This is a genomic window from Streptomyces sp. NPDC006134 (genome assembly GCF_040628835.1).
Classification (GTDB): Bacteria; Actinomycetota; Actinomycetes; order Streptomycetales; family Streptomycetaceae; genus Streptomyces.
In genome coordinates, this window is the sequence record NZ_JBEXTV010000004.1 from 119,215 (window position 1) to 137,084 (window position 17,870).

At 72.9% G+C, this 17,870-nt stretch carries 18 protein-coding genes and 1 pseudogene; 5 read left to right on the forward strand and 14 right to left on the reverse strand.

The window, feature by feature from the left end; genetic code table 11:
- Positions 1-115 precede the first annotated feature (115 nt).
- The 5 genes from ABZ340_RS04115 to ABZ340_RS04135 are packed head-to-tail and all read right to left on the reverse strand — an operon-like array spanning position 116 to position 4,640.
- The gene (locus ABZ340_RS04115; protein WP_358780174.1) at positions 116-640 is read right to left on the reverse strand and encodes an ATP-binding protein; all 525 of its coding nucleotides are present in this window, start codon (positions 638-640) and stop codon (positions 116-118) included.
- A 46-nt stretch (positions 641-686) separates the two neighbouring features.
- Positions 687-1,553: a glycosyltransferase family 2 protein gene (locus ABZ340_RS04120; RefSeq protein ID WP_358780175.1), complete on the reverse strand. Its 867-nt coding sequence runs from the start codon at positions 1,551-1,553 to the stop codon at positions 687-689.
- The gene (locus tag ABZ340_RS04125) at positions 1,547-2,782 is read right to left on the reverse strand and encodes a hypothetical protein (RefSeq protein WP_358780176.1); all 1,236 of its coding nucleotides are present in this window, start codon (positions 2,780-2,782) and stop codon (positions 1,547-1,549) included. Before ABZ340_RS04125 ends, ABZ340_RS04120 begins: the two co-directional genes overlap by 7 nt.
- Positions 2,779-3,483, reverse strand: coding sequence for a hypothetical protein (locus ABZ340_RS04130; RefSeq protein ID WP_358780177.1), 705 nt, complete (start codon positions 3,481-3,483; stop codon positions 2,779-2,781). The genes ABZ340_RS04125 and ABZ340_RS04130 overlap by 4 nt, the downstream gene beginning before the upstream one ends.
- Positions 3,480-4,640: a glycosyltransferase gene (locus tag ABZ340_RS04135; protein WP_358780178.1), complete on the reverse strand. Its 1,161-nt coding sequence runs from the start codon at positions 4,638-4,640 to the stop codon at positions 3,480-3,482. Before ABZ340_RS04135 ends, ABZ340_RS04130 begins: the two co-directional genes overlap by 4 nt.
- Positions 4,641-4,788: 148 nt before the next feature.
- Here ABZ340_RS04135 and ABZ340_RS04140 point away from each other — a divergent pair, with 148 nt between their 5' ends.
- Together ABZ340_RS04140 and ABZ340_RS04145 are read left to right on the forward strand one after the other, a co-directional pair.
- Positions 4,789-5,760 carry a helix-turn-helix transcriptional regulator gene (locus tag ABZ340_RS04140; RefSeq protein WP_358780179.1) on the forward strand — a complete coding sequence of 324 codons (972 nt, stop codon included), beginning with the start codon at positions 4,789-4,791 and terminating at the stop codon, positions 5,758-5,760.
- Complete coding sequence (locus ABZ340_RS04145) at positions 5,757-6,326, forward strand: peptide deformylase (RefSeq protein WP_358780180.1); 570 nt, start codon at positions 5,757-5,759, stop codon at positions 6,324-6,326. The genes ABZ340_RS04140 and ABZ340_RS04145 overlap by 4 nt, the downstream gene beginning before the upstream one ends.
- 201 nt (positions 6,327-6,527) lie before the next feature.
- Here ABZ340_RS04145 and ABZ340_RS04150 read toward each other — a convergent pair whose 3' ends face one another.
- Positions 6,528-7,085 (reverse strand): hypothetical protein, encoded by a 558-nt coding sequence (locus ABZ340_RS04150; RefSeq protein WP_358780181.1) that lies wholly within the window; start codon positions 7,083-7,085, stop codon positions 6,528-6,530.
- 292 nt (positions 7,086-7,377) lie between these two features.
- On the opposite strand from ABZ340_RS04150, the gene ABZ340_RS04155 reads away from it, so the two are divergent.
- Complete coding sequence (locus ABZ340_RS04155) at positions 7,378-7,509, forward strand: hypothetical protein (protein ID WP_358780182.1); 132 nt, start codon at positions 7,378-7,380, stop codon at positions 7,507-7,509.
- A 513-nt stretch (positions 7,510-8,022) separates the two neighbouring features.
- Here the strand turns inward: ABZ340_RS04155 and ABZ340_RS04160 are convergent.
- The 6 genes and pseudogenes from ABZ340_RS04160 to ssd form a co-directional block, all read right to left on the reverse strand.
- Positions 8,023-8,127 (reverse strand): annotated as a pseudogene (locus ABZ340_RS04160) (DUF4244 domain-containing protein); the annotation flags it as partial.
- 86 nt (positions 8,128-8,213) lie between these two features.
- On the reverse strand, positions 8,214-9,002 hold the full coding sequence (locus ABZ340_RS04165; protein WP_358780183.1) for a type II secretion system F family protein: 789 nt from the start codon (positions 9,000-9,002) through the stop codon (positions 8,214-8,216).
- Positions 8,999-9,871 (reverse strand): type II secretion system F family protein, encoded by an 873-nt coding sequence (locus tag ABZ340_RS04170; protein WP_358780184.1) that lies wholly within the window; start codon positions 9,869-9,871, stop codon positions 8,999-9,001. The genes ABZ340_RS04165 and ABZ340_RS04170 overlap by 4 nt, the downstream gene beginning before the upstream one ends.
- The gene (locus ABZ340_RS04175; RefSeq protein WP_358780264.1) at positions 9,855-11,117 is read right to left on the reverse strand and encodes a TadA family conjugal transfer-associated ATPase; all 1,263 of its coding nucleotides are present in this window, start codon (positions 11,115-11,117) and stop codon (positions 9,855-9,857) included. Before ABZ340_RS04175 ends, ABZ340_RS04170 begins: the two co-directional genes overlap by 17 nt.
- Positions 11,118-11,200: 83 nt before the next feature.
- The gene (locus tag ABZ340_RS04180; RefSeq protein ID WP_358780185.1) at positions 11,201-11,380 is read right to left on the reverse strand and encodes a hypothetical protein; all 180 of its coding nucleotides are present in this window, start codon (positions 11,378-11,380) and stop codon (positions 11,201-11,203) included.
- A 27-nt stretch (positions 11,381-11,407) separates the two neighbouring features.
- The gene (ssd, locus tag ABZ340_RS04185) at positions 11,408-12,517 is read right to left on the reverse strand and encodes a septum site-determining protein Ssd (RefSeq protein ID WP_358780186.1); all 1,110 of its coding nucleotides are present in this window, start codon (positions 12,515-12,517) and stop codon (positions 11,408-11,410) included.
- Positions 12,518-13,107: 590 nt separating this feature from the next.
- On the opposite strand from ssd, the gene ABZ340_RS04190 reads away from it, so the two are divergent.
- A complete protein-coding gene (locus ABZ340_RS04190) occupies positions 13,108-13,941 on the forward strand; it encodes an HAD-IB family hydrolase (protein WP_358780187.1) in 834 nt (277 codons plus the stop codon).
- 523 nt (positions 13,942-14,464) lie between these two features.
- On the opposite strand, the gene ABZ340_RS04195 is transcribed toward ABZ340_RS04190, so the two are convergent.
- Complete coding sequence (locus ABZ340_RS04195; protein WP_358780188.1) at positions 14,465-15,331, reverse strand: oxidoreductase; 867 nt, start codon at positions 15,329-15,331, stop codon at positions 14,465-14,467.
- Between the two features lie 101 nt (positions 15,332-15,432).
- Between ABZ340_RS04195 and ABZ340_RS04200 the strand changes: the two genes are divergently transcribed.
- Positions 15,433-16,419 carry an ATP-binding protein gene (locus ABZ340_RS04200; protein WP_358780189.1) on the forward strand — a complete coding sequence of 329 codons (987 nt, stop codon included), beginning with the start codon at positions 15,433-15,435 and terminating at the stop codon, positions 16,417-16,419.
- On the opposite strand, the gene ABZ340_RS04205 is transcribed toward ABZ340_RS04200, so the two are convergent.
- Positions 16,409-17,680 carry a hypothetical protein gene (locus ABZ340_RS04205; protein WP_358780190.1) on the reverse strand — a complete coding sequence of 424 codons (1,272 nt, stop codon included), beginning with the start codon at positions 17,678-17,680 and terminating at the stop codon, positions 16,409-16,411. The two genes, ABZ340_RS04200 and ABZ340_RS04205, sit on opposite strands and share 11 nt — an antisense overlap.
- Positions 17,681-17,870 lie beyond the last annotated feature (190 nt).

Here is a 17,870-nt window from a genome sequence, read left to right on the forward strand (position 1 = left end):
AGCGTGTGATCTTCAATGTGCTGCCGGGTAAGCGGAGTTGACGGTCGGCGGCGGTGAACAGCCGGTTTGTCGCATCCGTTGGGGCAAGCTGCACCCGTGTGGGTGACGGCGGGTCTCAGCCCTGGCGGACGTTGCGGAGCGTCGTCACGAGCACGTCGAGGTCTCCGCTGTAGACGATCACTTCCTCGTCGTCGGCCGGGGGGTCGAAGCGGGTGAAGAAGTCGTCGAGGGCCTCGGGGGTGACGGTGAGGGCGTTGGCGTCCTCGCGTTGGTTGCGTTCGGTCAGGCGTCGCAGCAGTTCGGCGCGGTCGGCGGGAAGGTAGACGACCAGGGGGTGGCCGCCCGCTTCGCGGGCGGCCTGCCGCCAGGAGTCCCGGTCGCTGCGGCGCCACAGCCCGTGGTCCAGGACGACGTCGTTCCCGGCCTCCAGCTCCTTGGTGAACCGCGTGCGGATCGCCTCGACGACGGGCCGTTCGCGCTCGAAGTAGGTGTGCTCGGGGTAGTCCACGCCGTAGCGGCCGTGGAGGCGGTGGACCTCCTCGTCGACGGACAGGCGGGTGAAGCCGTGGTCGGCCAGGGCCTGGGCGACGGTGGTCTTGCCGGAGCCGGTCAGGCCGGCCAGGAGAACGGCGAGGGGCACGGGTCATCCCTTCCGCGACGAGCTGTCCGCAGGCGTGGGCATTGTCTCAGTCCTGGCCGGTGTGGGCGTACGGCCGCCAGGTGGTGAAGATGCCGCGGGCCTCGGCGGGCCAGCTGGACGGCAGCCGGTCCAGGCTGACCCGGCGGAAGGCGAACCGCGGGTCGCTGGTGTTGATCACGCCGCCGTGCCGGCCGACGTGGGCCAGCAGGCGGCCGGCCTCGTCGCGGACGGCTGGGGTGTGTTCCTGCCAGGTACCGGAGGTGAAGTGCTGGATGCGGCGGCGCAGGTCGTCCAGGACGCCCGAGCGCCACTTGAAGTGGTGGACCGCGCAGATGCGGTCCGCGTCCGGCCGGTGGCCGGGGGCCCGGTGGTTGCCGGAGGCCACGGCCACGTCATGGCGGGCGAGGACGATCTTGCGGGGGTCGCCGTGCAGGAGCCGGTGGGTGAGGTGGCCGCCGAGAGGATAGGCGAAATCGAGTCCGCCTTCGGGCCTCCAGCCGGTCAGGCGTCCGCTCGCGGCGACGCGGTCGAGCATCAGCCCGCCCACCACGCGGTGGCCGGACTTCTCCGCCTGAGCGATCACCTCGTTCAGCGGGGCGGGGTACTGCTGGAACTCATCGGCGTCGGCGAGCAGGTGCCAGCCGGGACCGGCCCGGTGCCGCAGGGTGTCTCTGAGCTGGGTGTTGGTGTGCTCGTGCCACGGGCCGGTGCTGGTGCCGGTGGGGATGATGCCCAGCTCTCGGGCGGCGGCCTGGAGCTCGTGCCGCCGCAGGTCGGGAACGTGGTCGGGGAAGTGGAAGGCGATCAGGAACCGCTCGACGCCCAGCCACCGGTAGTGCCGGACCCAGGCGGTCAGCAGCGGCGGCTCGACGGGGCCGACGACGGCGATCAGCGCGGGAGGTGTGCTCAGCATCCGGACTCCTTCGTACGCAGGGGGGTGAAGGTGCGGGTGAGGAAGTCGGCCTGGTCGGCGGCCGACCGCATCCCCAGCAGGCCGGGGGCGTCAGGGCCGGGCAGCGGGGGCGGCTGGCGGATGACGGTGTGCAGGGTGTTGGCGAGGCCGTCCGGGTCGCCTGCGGGGAATGTCAGGGCCCAGGGCTGGCCGTGCAGGCGGGCGGTGAGGGCACTGTCGTGGTCGGAGACGATGAGGGGGACGCCGAGACGGGCGGCGTCCATGACGAGTCCGGACTCCTTGCCGACGCCGGGGTGGCGGGCGACGAGGGCGGCGTCGGCGGCGGCGTACACGAGCCGCAGCACGGCTTCGCTGACGGGGCCGGGCACGGTGTGCACCCGCAGGCCGGGCAGGGCCCGCCAGCGCTGAAGGACGCTCTCGTCGAGCGGGGAGCCGGTGACCACCAGGTGCAGGGTCTCCTTCAGCCGGGCCAGGGCGGCGTCGACGACGGCGATGTCCTTGTAGGGCCACCAGCCGCCCACCAGGCAGACCGCGGCCTCGGCGGCGGGGATGTCGAACGCGGCCCGGCCGCCCTCGCGTTCAGCGGCGGACAGGCGGCGGCCGTCATCGGCCGCGAAGGCGCCCACCACCGCGGGCAGGTGAGGGAAGGCCGTGGCGAGCTGATCGCCGACGGCCTGCGTCGGGTAGACGGCGATCACCTGTTGCTCGCTCCGGCGGGCGAGCCGGCCGAGCAGCCGCACGGCGGCGTCCTCGGTGGTGACCGCCTCGTGCACGAAGCGCAGATGGGGCTGTCCGCCGAGGAGGGCGGCGGCGCCGTGCAGGGCCTCGCTCGCGGTCAGGATCACCACCGCGTCAGCACCCGGTTCCAGGCGGCGGGCGGACCGCAAGGCCGCCGCCTCGGTCAGGCAGCGGGCGATGAGAGTGATCTGGTGCGGCAGCCGCCGCAGGCGGCGGGGCCAGCGGCGCGACCGGAACACACGCTGTCCGGCCGCGGAGACCCCGGCCGCCAGCCGTGAGGCGGCCAGCAGCACAGCCGCCCGCCGCCCGGCCGGCGCGGTCACCAGCCGGGCGCCCGCCCCGCGCAGGGCACCCACCGCCTCGCGGGCGGCGCCGTGCGGGGCGATGACCAGGGTGCCGCGCCTGGCCTGGGCGAGGGCCACCAGCGTGCGCTGGTGGTGCCCGCCCAAGCGGTCGGCGTACGGCTCGATCAGCACGAGCGGGGCGGTCATCCCGCCACCGCCTGGTCGCCGTGGGCGGCGGTGAACCTTGCCCGCAGCCAGGTGGGGTCGTTGAGGTGATCGAACTGCTGCGGGTCGCGGGCGGCTTCACGGGCGAAGGTGACGCCCTCCCCCGCCCCGGCGGCAGCGTAGGCGGCGAACTCGCCGCTGCGGCTCATTGTCCACGCTTCAACCCGCTGGCGGGCGTCGTCGTCGGCCATGCCGTACTCGCTGCCGCGGGCGAGCATCGCGCACTCGCGGAAACCGGCCTTCCAGGCGTGGAAGGGGCTCTGGTTGAACCTGGTGATCCCGGCGGTCTCCCGGGCGAACTCGATGCGGCCGGGCAGAGCGGCGAGCACGTCCACGGCCTCGCCCATCTCCCGCAGGGCACTGCGGCGGATCAGCTTCAGCCCGCCATAGCCGTAGGTCAGTCCGTTGACCGGGTTGACCGCCCGCCACACCCGCATGGAGACGCCCTCATCCAGCGGCTCGACGGCCGCCACGTCGAAGTCGTTGTCGATGGCGAAGTCGCCGTCGGCGAGGAAGAACTGCTCACGGTCGACAACCTCGGCGCACAGCCGGTAGGCCCGGCGCATCCCGCGCACGCCGTGCAGGCGCTTGACCGTGCCGCCGAGGGTGCGCTGGAGCCGGGAGTGCAGTGAGTTGGCCATCGGCTCGTCGTACGACAGCAGCACCGCGTCGAAGCCGGTCACGAGATCGCCTCCAGGTAGCGGGCGGCGACCAGGGCGGGGGCGAAGTCGGCGGTGGAGGCGTGGGCCCGCTTGGCGTGCACGGCGTGGAACTCGTCATCCGTGGCCAGGCGCTCGGCCAGGGCGACGGCCTCGGCGGGGGTGGTGAAGCACAGCTCGGGGTCGATGTGCTCGGCCAGCCAGCCCAGCTTCGGCGAGATGACCGGCAGGCCCATGCCCTGGCAGTCGATCACCGACATGGACCAGGGGCAGCCGGGCCGGAAGGGGGCGATGCCGAAGTGGGCGCCGGCCAGCAGGTTCTTGTAGCGGACGCGGTCGCCGCGGTCGGAGACGACCTGGACGTGCGGCAGGGCGGCGAGCTTCTCGCGCATCTTCTCCGGGCTGTCGTCCAGGCCCTTGCGCTCGGCCCGGCGCTGGCCGAACAGGTCCATCACCCGCAGCCGGACCGTGCCGGAGGCGACCAGGTCGCGGGCCAGGTCCACGAACTGCCCGGTGCCGTAGTGCGCGTACAGCCGGTGGTTGTAGACGCCGATCGCCCCGCCCGTGCCGGAGGCGGGCCGGACGGCGGCGGGGTCGCGGACCAGGCGCTCGTCGCGCGGGGCGGGCACCACCCGCAGCTTCTCGCCCAGGTCCACCGTCATCCGGGCGGCGGCGGCCGACACCCAGGAGGCAGCCGTGGCGGAGTGGGCCATCACCCGGTCACAGGCGGCCAGGCCGGCGGCGAACGCCAGCAGCACCGGCCGCCCGAGCCCCGCGTCGTTCAGGGAGGGGTCGAGCAGGAGCTGGCCGCCGCCGGTGAAGGAGAACGGCAGGTAGTGGCAGTACCCGGCCAGCAGGGCGTCCGATCCGGCCTCCAGCAGGGCCGTGCGGACCGCAGGGGCCTCCTCGACCTGGTTGGCCACCACCACATCCGGCTTCTCGGCCCGGATCAGGGCCACCAGCTCGTCGATGTCCGCCGAGAACCGGGCCCGGTACTTCGTCCCCGGCACCTTGGTCTGGTGGAAGCGGCAGCGGGCGTCCCCGGCCGCCGCCGGGGCCGCGACGGTCACCTCAGCGCCGGCGTCCGCCAGGGCCGGGGCGAGCAGGTCCGCGAAGATCCAGCCCGAATCCGCGGACAGCCGGTCGGGGTTGGAGATGTTCAGCAGGTACAGCACGCGCATGGTGCGTCGCCTCCCTCATCTGCCCGGACGGGTCGATCCGGGGCGGTGAGGGAAGGAAACCGGCGACGTGAGCCGTGACGGGATGATGAACTTGGATCACTCACGGTTCATTCATGCTCACCAACAAGTGACGCGGGGCGGGGCTTCGATGGACGCGCACAGCGAGGAGATCACCGTCGAGCAGGCGGCCGAGGCGTTCGCCGCCGAGGTGGCGCGGTGGCGGGAAGTGCGAGGCATGTCCAAGCGGGCCTTAGCCCGCGCCATGGGCTTCGACCCGTCCTACGTCAGCCATGTGGAGTCCGGCCGGCACAAACCCACCGAGGAGTTCGCACGGCTCGCCGACGAGGTCCTCAACGCCGGGAAGGCGATCTGGCGGCGCTGGTGCGACTACGAGCAGGCCCGCACCCGCAGCAGACGCCCGCCCGCGCCGCCGGCCCCGCGCAGGCCCGAGCAGCCGTACGCCACCGGCTCCGCCCTCGTGGTCGAGCACGACGCCGCCCACCTGAAGTACGACGGCCGCTCCTACCGGCTCACCATGCGCCGCCTGCTGCGGAACACCGGCACCGAGCCGGTGACCCGCTACCTGATCCGCATCTCCGTCGACCGCTACCCGGGCGATCCGGAGCGGTCCAACGCGCACTACCGGGCCCACCCGCTGACCTGGGACGAACTCGACCTCACCGCCACCTGCCGGGGCGAGGTGATGCGCTGGCAGGCCAAACACGACCGGGACGCCTTCAAGGAGGTCTGGCTGCTGTTCGACAATGAACACGGCCGCTTCCCGCTCTACCCGGGCGAGTCCGTGTGGATCGAGTACGCCTACACCGTCGGCGACGACAAATGGGGCAACTGGTTCCAGCGGGCCGTACGCCTGCCCACCGAACAACTCGAAGTCCAGCTCGCCTTCCCCGCCCACCTCGACCCGGTGGTCTGGGGCACCGAGACCTCGATGACCGCCGAAGCCTCCCCCCTGCGGACCCCGCCCGTCCGCAGCGACGACGGTGACCTACGGCAATTCACGTGGATCACGGCCACACCCGCTCTGCACGCTCGGTACCGTCTTGAGTGGCGGTTCCGGGCACGGCCCGAACGCGAAACGGATCAAGGGGAGTTCAGGTGATTGACGTGCGGCCCAGCCAGCAGATGCGAGACCTCGGAGTCGTTCAGCACGGCGCCGGCATCCTCGCCGAACCGGCCCGCGCCTTCGACCTGCCCGCCGAGCGCGACGATGCCGAGCGCATCACCGACGAGCTGTTCGCCGCCATGGAGCGGATCGGCCAGGTCCACCCCTTCGCCAAGGGCATGGGCATCGCCGCCCCGCAGATCGGCATCGGCCGGGCCGCCGCCGTCGTCCAGCCGCCCGGCGACGCCCCCGCCATCATCCTGCTCAACCCGAAGATCACCGACCGCTCCGAGGAGATGGACGAGCAGTACGAGGGCTGCCTCAGCTTCTTCGATGTCCGCGGTCTCGTCCCCCGCCCACTAAAGATCACCGTCGAGACCACGGCCCTGACCGGCGAGACCGTCACGACCGTGTACGAACGCGGACTCGCCCGCCTCATCCACCACGAGATCGACCACCTCGACGGCCTGCTGTACACCGCCCGCATGCGCACCGGCGTCGACCCGATCCCCGTCGAGGAGTACCGGCAGAGCGGCCGGGCCTGGGTCTACGAGGACGCCTGACGCCACCCAGCAGCACCGGCTCCGCAGCAAAGCGTGAAGGCGGCCAAGTCCGCTCGGCGAGGCGTGCAGTGCGGGGACCAGCTCGGCGCCTGCCCGGCTACGGCTGGGTGTGAGCGACGGCCGCCGAACTCCGTGCCTTGCCGCGCGATGCCTTGGGCCTGAGCGGCCGGCCCCGGGCGCAGCAAAGAGTTGATCGATCTGTCAGTAACTGCTTCCGGTCCTATTCAGGGCATCGTTCTTGTTCTGGAGGGTGGCCTGGATTGCACGCTGACGACCGATTGCCTCGGGTGAAGGCAGTGCAGAGGCAGCCACGGTGCGGGTGCCCGGCAGCGCCGAGATCGCTTCGGCCACACCAGCGATCACTGCCTCGCTGACCTCCAAGTCGCCAAAGGCTTTGCGCAGTTCGTCGAGGCGCGAGCGGAGCCTAACCGGCTCCAGAACGAGACGCTGTCGGGGCGCAGCAAGCGCGGGCACGCTCAGAACACCCGCCCCTGCCGTCCCAGTGTCCTCAGAGCGGGGAGGAGAGGAGGTAGAGGTGGCGTGGGAGCGGGCCTCAGCTTCGGCTAAGTACCAAAGGTTGTCGAAGCGGATGGATACCGCATCGACCTGCTCCGGTGTCACGTGCCGCACCTGATCGGCTAGGTAGACGACAACCGCATCCACTACACCGGCCATCGGTAGTCGCTGGCTTGAGAACGCGTTGTAGATCGTAGTCCGCGAGACCCCAGGCACCTTCTTCTTCCGCAGGTCCTCCGCCATCCGTGATAGCGAGGGGCCCTTGGCTACCAGATGGAGTTCATGCAGAGCGTCGTTCAGCGCCCTGTGCATCCTGTGTGGAATGTCAGGCTTGCTTAGACGGCCGGCACGCCCCACTGTCTGCCTCCGTTCGCTCCCGTTCAACGGCGTCCAACGATGTTCTCACGTGAGCCCACCTCGGCCACAAGCTTGGTGACTTCCTGCTGATCTCAGCTCCGTTCAACCGGCCTTGTCCTTACCAGGGGTTCAGCCGCTGATGCTGGTCGCTCGCCATCAACCAGTTGAGGAGCACACCATGAAGAAGTCGCCTCAGACCCTCCGGCATCTGGCCAGGACTGCCCTCTTCCACGCCGTGCGCGGAGCGGCGTACGCCTGCGGAGCCGCAGCGGTTGCCGGGCTCGGCTGGTGGGTCGAAAAGATCTTCTAGGAGGACAGCCAGATACAAACGAGGTCGGTCGAAGCCAACGCAACTGGCTTCGACCGACCTCTTCAACTCTAGGGGTCCACTCCCCCCTCACCCTCAGGCATCTCCTCCTCTGTGTGGGGGGCGCGTAGCGGGCGTAGGCCCGGCGCCGGCGGCCGGGTGAAGGCTTAGCGGCCGAGGAAGTTGATGTGGTCGTACTGGAGCGGAGAGAGCCGGGCGAGTAGTTCGTCGGGTGACGGGGAAGCCGCCGGCGGCCAGCTGCTTGACCGCGACGTCGACGTAGAGGCTGACGGTGACGGGGACCGGCGGCGCGGCAGGGTCGCCTTCTCTTGCCGGCCGGGGCAGCGCTGGCCTTGCTGAGGCTGGATACAGACTGTGGCATGCCACAGGCAACGTGTACCGCCGATCAGAGTCACCGCCCACGCTCCGAGTAAACGGGCTGCGGAAACTTGCCTAACTTGCCAGAACGGCTTCTAGTTCATCCACCTGCATCTTCACTTGACAACCCTAGATAAGGACGGTCCCCATCGCGTACTCCGAAGTGACCATCCCCGCGTCCCGTCGCGCCCCGCGCGCCCGGCACACCAGGGCGCGCATCCGCGCCCGTACGACCTGATACATCCCGACCCCCGTGAGGAGTTGCGTTCCCGATCACTTACTCCGCTTGCCCGGCTGTTCCGGACGGCGCCGTATCCCTTCCGTTCCGCTCACGCACCACCCCCTCCCAGCGCCCCGCCCGCGAGCCCGACGACCACCGGCAGGACGCCGACCGCGATGAACGCGGGCAGGAAGCACAGCCCCACCGGAGCGGTGACCAGGACGGCGGCCCGCCGGGCCCGGGCCGTCGCGGCGCGCGCCCGGTCGGCGCGGGCGTCCGCGGCGAGCCGTCCCACCGGTCCGGCCGCGGGAAGCCCGGACACGCCGGCCCGTTCCAGCAGCCGGGCCAGGGGGCCGGCGCCCGGGAGCGCGGCGAGCCGCCGCCAGGCCTCCCCCGGTTCGCCCCCGAGCCGCACCTCCGCCGCGCCGTGCGCCAGCGCGTCCCCGACCGGTCCGCCCAGCGCCTCGCCCACGGCCCGGGCCGCGACGACCGGGCCGGCCCCCGCCGCGATGCACGCCGCGAGCAGCTCGGCCGCCAGGGGCAGTTGCCGGGCCGCCTCCGCGGTGCCGGCGGCCCGCGCGGTCGCCGCGGCGGCCGACCGGCGCGTCCACCAGTGCCACAGCACGGCCGCGACGGCCGCCCCCGCCGCAGCCCCGGCCACGCCCCCGATCACGAGCCACGCGGCCCCGGCCGCAGCGATCGGCGGCAGCCCTCTGCGCGCGGCGCCCGGCACGTCGATGTGCCGGGCGGCACACGGCGGTTCCCCGGGCAGCAGTCCCGCGATCCGCCGCCGTACCCCGCGCTCGCGCCGGACGGCCACCGCCCGCCGTACCGTCCACGCGAGCACCAGCACCACCCCCGGGGCCGCCCCCAGCCTGTGGACGACATCCCCGTTCACGCCGTCTCCTCCGCTCCCCGCACGATCCGCATCGCCCACCACATCCCCAGGCCCTCCAGCACGGCACCGGCGAGCAGGCAGCCCAGCCCCGCTCCGGTGTGCAGCAGCACGCGCAGCGGGTCGGCACCGAGCGCGGTGCCCAGGAGCAGGCCCAGCGCCGGGAGCCCGGCGAGCATCACCGCCGTGGCACGGGCGCCCGCCACCTGGGCGCGCAGGTCGGCGCGCTGGTCCCGCTCGGCGCGCAGCGCCCCCTCCAGCCGGTCGAGCCCGGCCGCGAGTCCGGCACCCCGGTCGACGGCCACCCGCCAGCAGGCGGCCAGGCCCAGCAGCCCTGCGGCGCCCGGTTCCCGCGCCGCCCTCGCGAGCGCGCCCGGTACGTCTCCCCCGAACCGGGCCGCCGCCAGCACCGCCGCCTGCCCGTCCCCGAGTCCCTCGCCGTCGCGCGCCGCGTACACCAGGGCCTCGCCCGGCTGCCGCCCGGCCCGCACCTCCCCGGCGATCGCCCCGCACAGCGCGATCACCGCGTCCGCCCGGCGCTCCCGCGCGCGCCGCGCCCGCGCGGCCAGCCGCACCCTTCGCAGCACCGGCACGCCGGCCGCCCCCGCGGCGAACGGCAGCACCGAGGCTCCCAGCACCGCCAGCACCAGCCCGGCCACCGCCGCCCACCACTCGCCCCGCAGCCGCCCGCGCAGCCGCCGCAGTCCGGCCGTCACCCGGTGGGCCACCGGTGGCCCGCTCCCGACCACCGCGCCGCCCGCGAGCAGCAGCCGCGCCCTCCGGTTCCCGGCGTGCCATCCGCCGGCCAGCCACACCGCCGCCCCCAGGCACGCCACGGCCGCACCCGTCTGCGCCTCAGTCATCCCGGTCATCCCGGTCGTCCCGGTCATCCGTGCACCTCCCCGCGCACTCCCGCGCGGGACACGCGTCATCACCGTCCGCGCGCCCGCACCCGTCGTCACCGCCCCGGGACCCTCCGCCCCGGAGCAACCCCCGCAGCCGCGTCCACCCCCGCTCGTACGCGAACGCCTCCGCGCCCCACCGCAGCGCCGGCACCGTCCGCACCAGTCCCGACGCGTCCCGTTCCAGCACGTGCACCTCGGCGACACGGCGCCGTCCGGACCGGTCCCGCACCAGGTGCAGCACCACCGACAGGGCCGCCGCCACCTGGCTGTGCAGCGCGGCCCGGTCGAGCCCCGCGGCCGTACCGAGCGCCTCCAGCCGGGCCGGTACGTCCCCGGCGGCGTTGGCGTGCACGGTCCCGCAGCCGCCCTCGTGACCGGTGTTCAGCGCGGCGAGCAGGTGGACCACCTCGGCGCCGCGCACCTCGCCGACGACCAGCCGGTCCGGGCGCATCCGCAGTGCCTGCCGCACCAGGTCCTCCAGCGTCACCAGGCCCGCGCCCTCCTGGTTGGCGGGCCGGGTCTCCAGCCGGACGACGTGCGGGTGGTCCGGGCGCAGCTCCGCCGAGTCCTCGGCGAGCACGATCCGCTCCCCGGGCCCCACCAGCCCCAGCAACGCGCTCAGCAGCGTCGTCTTGCCGCTGCCCGTCCCGCCGCTGACGAGGAAGGACAGCCGGGCCCGTACGAGCGCCCGCAGCACCCGGTCGCCGCCCGGCGGCACGGTGCCCGCCGCCACCAGCTCGCCGAGGGTGAACGCGCGGGGGCGGACGACCCGCAGCGACAGGCAGGCGCAGCCGACGGCGACCGGGGGCAGCACGGCGTGCAGCCGGGTCCCGTCGGGCAGTCTGGCGTCCACCCACGGCCGGGCGTCGTCCAGGCGGCGTCCGGCCACCGCGGCGAGGCGCTGCGCGAGCCGCCGTACCGCCCCGGCGTCCGAGAAGGACACGGACGTCAGTTCCAGTCCGCCGCCCCGGTCCACCCAGACCCGGTCCGGGGCGGACACCAGGACGTCGGTCACCGAGGGATCGGCCAGCAGCGGCTCCAGCGGCCCGCTCCCGACCAGCTCGGACCGCAACCGCTCGGCGGCCCTGAGCACCTCGGCGTCGCCGAGCACCCGCCCCTGTTCCCGCAGCGCCTGCGCGACCCGTGCGGGCGTCGGCTCCGCCCCGCGCTCGGCGAGCCACTGCCGCACGCCGTCCAGCAACCCCGGAGGCATCCCGGCCCCCACCGCCTCCAACGGCCCCGAGGCCTTGTCGAACACCCCCGGCCGCCCCAGCACCTCCGGCCTTCCCGACACCCTCAGCACTCCGGACACCCCCGGTACTCCGGACGCACCTGGCCCTCCGACCACCCCAGGACCTCCGAACGCACCCAGCCCTCCAGCCACCCCAGGACCTCCGGACGCACCCAGCCCTCCAGCCACCCCAGGACCTCCGGACGCACCCAGCCCTCCAGCCACCCCAGGACCTCCGAACGCACCCAGCCCTCCAGCCACCCCCACCCTCCTCATACCGCCCCCGCCTCCACCCGCACCCGCTCCCAGAACTCCCGGCAGAACCGCGCCAGCGGGCCGCGCCCGGTGCCGCCGGGAGGCTGTCCGCCCGTGGCCGCGGTCGCGCGGAGCAGGCCGGACTCCACGGGGACCTCGCCGGCCAGCGGCAGAGCGAGCAGGCGGGCCACCTCCCGGTCGTCGAGGCCGGGCGCGTACGGCCCGCGCACCGCGACCCGCAGGTCGCGCACGACCATGCCGACGGCGGAGGCCACCCGCCCGGCCGCCGCGATCGCGCGCAGCTCCGCCGGGACCACCAGGAGCCCGAGGTCGAGCTGGGCAAGCACCTCGGCCACCCCGTCGTCGACCCGGCGCGGCAGGTCGACGACGACCGTGCCGCCCCGGCGCCGGGCCGCGGCGAGCACCGCCCGTACGGCCTGCGGCGGCACGGCGACGCAGTCGCCGCGGTCCCAGCTGAGCACCCGCAGCGAGTGCAGCTCGGGCAGGGACTCCTCCAGGGCGCCGCCGCCGACCCGCCCGTGCGAGGCGGCGAACGCCGGCCACCGCAGTCCGCCGGCCGCCTCCCCGCCGAGCAGGACGTCGAGGCCGCCGCCCAGCGGGTCGGCGTCCACCAGGAGGGTGCGCAGCCCCTCCCGCGCGGCGGTGACGGCGAGCGCGCAGGCCAGGGTGGAGGCCCCGGCGCCGCCCCGGCCGCCGATGACGCCGACGGTGAGGGCGGGCCGTCCGACGCCCTCGGCGACGTCGGCGATGCGGTCGACCAGCCACTGTTCGCCGTCGGGCAGCACCAGCACGTGGTCGGCGCCGATCTCGACGGCCCGCCGCCAGACCCCGGGGTCGTCCGGGTCCCGGCCGACCAGCACCACACCGCGTCTGCGCGCCACCCCGCGCACGCGCCGCGCGGCGTCGTCGCCCACCAGGACGAGCGGTGCCGCCTCCCAGCCGTCCCGGCGCCGGGGTACCGAGTGGTGCACCTCGGGTGTGGCGCCGGCGGCCGCGCACAGGCGCAGCAGGTCGTCGAGGAGTTCGGTGTCCTCGGTGACGATCAACGGTCCGCCGCCCCGCCCTCCGGCGGTGGTCGGCGGGCCGTGTGTGACGGTTCCGGCCACGGTCGCATCCCCCTTCGCTGCGCCGCTCGCGCAGCCCTGCGGCTCCGCGATGCGCTCAGGTGTGGAGAACCGGCGAGCGGTCTCCCTGTGAACGGCATGAACAGCCGGCGGAAACCGGCCGGACGCGCCGGGCAAACGGAACCGGCCGGGAACTCGGCACGGCCGTGGCGCGTCGGAATCACCGTGCAGGGATCCGGGAAATCATGTGGATCTTGGTCGATAACTGTGGACAACTCGACGGTTGTGAATATCACCGTCACCCATACCAGTGACCCTTCATCGCCCCCCTGTCCGGCTTTCACAGAGCAGCCCGACGACTACACACAGTGAACGGTCAGGGGTGACATCGAGAGGCGTCCGCAGGCACCGCACCTCGGCGCCCGGACCCCGACTGGAGGGGAAAAACCCACCCGGACATGCGACGACCCCCGCCGGGGGGGAGAGCGGGGGTCGTCTCCACGGCCGACTCGGGGGGGGAGGAGTCGGACCGGGTTAGCACGGTCGCGAACGATCCGTGACTTCCATGGTGTACCCGAGAGCCCTCTCAGGCAAACCCACGCGCCCCACCTTACGCCGAATGGGCTGCGCCTATGCTCAAGCTCGTGGAAAACCACTCCTTGCCCCGCACGGCGGCCTTCTTCGATCTGGACAAGACGGTCATTGCGAAGTCCAGCACACTCACGTTCAGCAAGTCGTTCTACCAAGGCGGGCTGATCAACCGCAGGGCCGTCCTGCGCACCGCGTACGCCCAGTTCGTCTTCCTGGCGGGCGGCGCCGACCACGACCAGATGGAGCGCATGCGCGAGTACCTGTCCGCGCTGTGCCGTGGCTGGAACGTCCAGCAGGTCAAGGAGCTCGTCGCCGAGACGCTGCACGACCTGATCGACCCGATCATCTACGACGAGGCCGCCTCCCTGATCGAGGAGCACCACACCGCGGGCCGCGACGTCGTCATCGTCTCCACGTCGGGAGCCGAGGTGGTCGAGCCGATCGGCGAGCTGCTCGGGGCGGACCGGGTGGTGGCCACCCGCATGGTCGTGGGCGACGACGGCTGCTTCACCGGGGAGGTGGAGTACTACGCCTACGGCCCGACCAAGGCGGAGGCGATCAAGGAACTGGCCGCATCCGAGGGGTACGACCTCTCCCGCTGCTACGCCTACAGCGACTCGGCGACCGACCTGCCGATGCTGGAGTCGGTCGGCCACCCGCACGCCGTGAACCCGGACCGCGCGCTGCGCCGCGAGGCCCTCGCGCGCGAGTGGCCGATCCTCGACTTCCACCGGCCGGTCCGGCTCAAGCAGCGCATCCCCGGGCTCTCCGTGCCGCCGCGTCCGGCGCTCGTGGCGGCGGCCGCGATAGGCGCCGCGGCGGCCACCGCGGGCCTGGTCTGGTACGCGTCCCGGCGCCGGGCCACGGCGGCCTGACCCGCACGGCACCCGCCCGCCTCGCCGCCCGCGCCGGACAGGACCGTTTATGCCCATTTGAAGGTAAAAGTAAAAAATATGGCCAGGACTTCCGCTTGTACCGGTCCTGGAGTACAAAGGACTCAACGGCCCGCGAGACCAAGGACATCCGAGAGGATCGCCTTAAGAAACGCAATTGGCCCCACGGACCGAGCATGACCATCGGGCACCCACGCGACGTCGACCCGTCGATTACGGGCCAGCCGCACCAGGTGACGGGCAAAGTACCCGACCTGATGGGCGACATATCGAGGACGCCTGGTAACCCGGTGATCATGCCAGCGGCGGTACGAGTACTCGTACCGCCGCAACCCTGCGAGGCCCCTCCGGGGGCCTTTTCCCGTTTACGCCTTCAGCGTTCACCCTTCCGCGCCTCGGGTTCCGCGCCTCGGGTTCCCCGTGAAGCGTGAAGCGTTATGTGTGATGCGTGAAGCGTTATGCGTGGTGCGTTATGTGTGATGCGTGGTGCGTTATGTGTGATGCGTTACGCAGCTCCGCGCTGCAGAGCCTCGCACACCGCCGTCGACTCGCGCGCCCCCAGCTCCACCGCCTTGCCGCAGTGCGCGATCCAGGCGGCCATGCCCTCGGGGGTGCCGGAGAGGTAACCGTCGAACGCCGCGCGATAGGCCGTCCGGCCCAGTTCGGCGTGGCCCGCCTCGGCCGGGCAGACCGACTTGGGGTCGAGACCGCTGCCGACCAGGACGATGCGTTCGGCCGCGCGCGCGACCAGACCGTTGTGGGAGACGAACGGGCGCAGCGCGAGGAGTTCACCGTGCACGACGGCGGCCGTCACCAGCGCGGGCGCCGCACCACCGGCGATGATCAGCTCGGACAGGCCGTCCAGGCGGGCGGAGACCTCGGCCGGGCTCGGCAGCGGCAGGCCGTCCAGCAGCGGTTCGTCGGCCGTCTCGCCCGCTTGGCGCGGGCGCCCGACCTGCTCGGCCCCGTGCGCCGCGGCCACCAGGTGCAGGCGGGCCAGCACGCGCAGAGGCGACTGCCGCCAGATGGACAGCAGCTGCCCCGCCTCGGCGGTCAGCCTGAGGGCGGCCCCCATGGCGCGCGCCTCGGCGTCGCCGCTGAAGTCGGTCCGCCGGCGCACCTCCTCCAGGGCCCAGTCCGCGCCGGACAGCGCCGCCGAGCCCCGGGCGCCGCGCAGCGCCGCCTCGGAGGTGATCTCGTTGCTGCGGCGCCGCATGATCCGGTGCCCGTAGACCCGGTCCACGGCCTTGCGCACGGACTCCACGGAATCGGCCACGCCGGGCAGCGAGCCCAGGGCCGCAAGGGGGTCCTCCCTGTCCGAGCCCGTTCGAGAGCCGGGAGGAGGACCGGCGGACGCGCCTGTCGTACTCATGGGTACGACCCTACGCACACCGGCGCCCCACCCCACGAAGGAGTGGTCTTCCTCACGTCCGTGCGCGACGCACCGCCATCACGCCGCTACCGTTGGTGAACATGAAAATTGCTTTCGTCGGGAAGGGCGGCAGCGGCAAGACGACGCTGTCCTCCCTGTTCATCCGCCACCTCGCCGCCACCGGCGCACCCGTCGTCGCGATCGACGCCGACATCAACCAGCACCTGGGGACCGCCCTCGGCCTCGACGACGCCGAGGCGGCCCGGCTGCCCGCGATGGGCGAGCACCTGCCACTGATCAAGGACTACCTGCGCGGCACCAACCCCCGTATCGCCTCCGCCGAGACGATGATCAAGACGACGCCGCCCGGGGAGGGCTCGCGGCTGCTGCGGGTGTGCGAGGACAACCCGGTGTACGACGCCTGCGCCCGGCCGGTGGAACTGGAGGGGAACGCCGTCCGTCTGATGGTCACCGGCCCCTTCACGGACGACGACCTCGGAGTCGCCTGCTACCACTCCAAGACCGGAGCGGTCGAGCTGTGCCTCAACCACCTGGTCGACGGCCGCGACGAGTACGTCGTGGTCGACATGACGGCGGGCTCGGACTCGTTCGCCTCCGGCATGTTCACCCGCTTCGACCTCACGTTCCTCGTCGCCGAACCGACCCGCAGGGGGGTGTCCGTCTACCGCCAGTACAAGGAGTACGCCGCCGACTACGGCGTCGCCCTGAAGGTCGTCGGCAACAAGGTGCACGGCCCGGACGACCTCGACTTCCTGCGCGCCGAGGTCGGGGACGACCTGCTCGTGACGGTCGGGCACTCGGACTGGGTGCGCGCCCTGGAGAAGGGCCGGCCGCCCCGGTTCGAGACCCTGGAGGACGCCAACCGCCGGGCGCTGCGCACCCTGCACGAGGCCGCCGACGCGACGTACGGGCTGCGGGACTGGGAGCGCTACACCCGCCAGATGGTGCACTTCCACCTGAAGAACGCCCGTTCCTGGGGCAACGAGCGCACGGGGGCCGACCTGGAGGCGCAGGTCGACCCCGGGTTCGTCCTCGGCGAGGGGGTCGTGGCGGCGGCTACGGCCTGACGGCCGGCGCCCCGGGCACGCCCCTCGGCGCCGGGGCGGGCCCGGCGGACAGGAAGGACGCCCAGCCCTCCTTCGGGGCCTCGCCCACCTTCAGGGTGCGCAGCTTGCGCAGGGTCTCCGGGTCCTGGGCGTCCAGCCAGTCCACCAGTTGCCGGAAGGAGACGCAGCGCACCTCGTCCTTGGTGCACACGTGCTTCACGACCTCCTCTACGGCGCGCATGTACGTGCCGCCGTTCCAGGACTCGAAGTGGTTGCCGATGATCAGCGGCGCGCGGTTGCCGTGGTAGGCCCGGTAGAAGCCCTGGAGGAGACCGTCGCGCATCTGGTCGCCCCACCGCTTGTGCTGGGACGGGTCGCCCTGCGTGGTGGTGCCCGACTGGTTGACCATGAAGTTGTAGTCCATGGTGAGCTGCTCGAAGGTGTGCCCGGGGAAGGGCACGAGCTGCATCGACAGGTCCCACAGGCCCTGCTTCTTCTCCGGCCAGACCTGGTTGTTGACGCCGCTGCTGTCGTACCGGAAGCCCAGGTCGCGGGCGGCCTTCAGGAAGTTCTTCCGGCCCTCCAGGCAGGGGGTGCGGGCGCCGATCAGCTCCTTGTCGTAGTCGAAGGGCAGCGGGGCCGCCGTCGCCATCGAGGCGTTGGTCTTCCAGGTCTTCACGAACCGCTTGGCCTGGGTGATCTCGTCCTTCCAGTCCGCGACCGACCAGTCGCCGACCCCGCCGCTGCCGCCGCAGAAGTGGCCGTTGAAGTGGGTGCCGATCTCGTTGCCCTCCAGCCACGCCAGGCGCAGCTGTTCCACGGTGTCGGCGATGCCCCGGGCGTCGTTGAAGCCGATGTCGGAGCGGCCCGGGGGGTGCTGCGGCGGCCGGTACAGGTCGCGCTTGTCCTCCGGCAGCAGGTACACGCCGCTGAGGAAGTACGTCATCGTCGCGTCGTTGTCCCTGGCCACCTTGCGGAAGTGGGAGAACAGCCGCTGGCTGTCCTCCCCCGCGCCGTCCCAGGAGAACACCACGAACTGGGGCGGTCTCTGGCCGGCCTTGAGACGTTCGGGCCGGGGCAGGTGCGGCTGCGTCCCGGTGTAGGCGGTGGAGCCGTCGCCGATCAGCCGGACCGCGTTCTCGGGGGCGGGGGCCGGTTTCGCCTTGTCCGGGCCGTGCGCCCCCTCCCGGGAGGTGTCGGTGCCGGTTCCGCAGCCGGCGAGTGACGCGGCGCAGACCGCGGCGACCACGGCTCCCGCAGTGACTCTGTGGGTGGCGGCCATGTTCCGCCCACCTTCTTCCTTCTCTCGGGGCCAACGCCGATGGGGCAGTGCGATGGGGCAGTGCGATGGGGCAGCGCCGGACGGTGCCGCGCCGGGCAGTACCGCGCCGGGCAGAGCCCCGTGCCAGGCGGTGCCGTGCCGGGCGGCGCAGCGCTGGGCAGTGCCGTGCCGGGCGGCGCAGCGCTGGGCA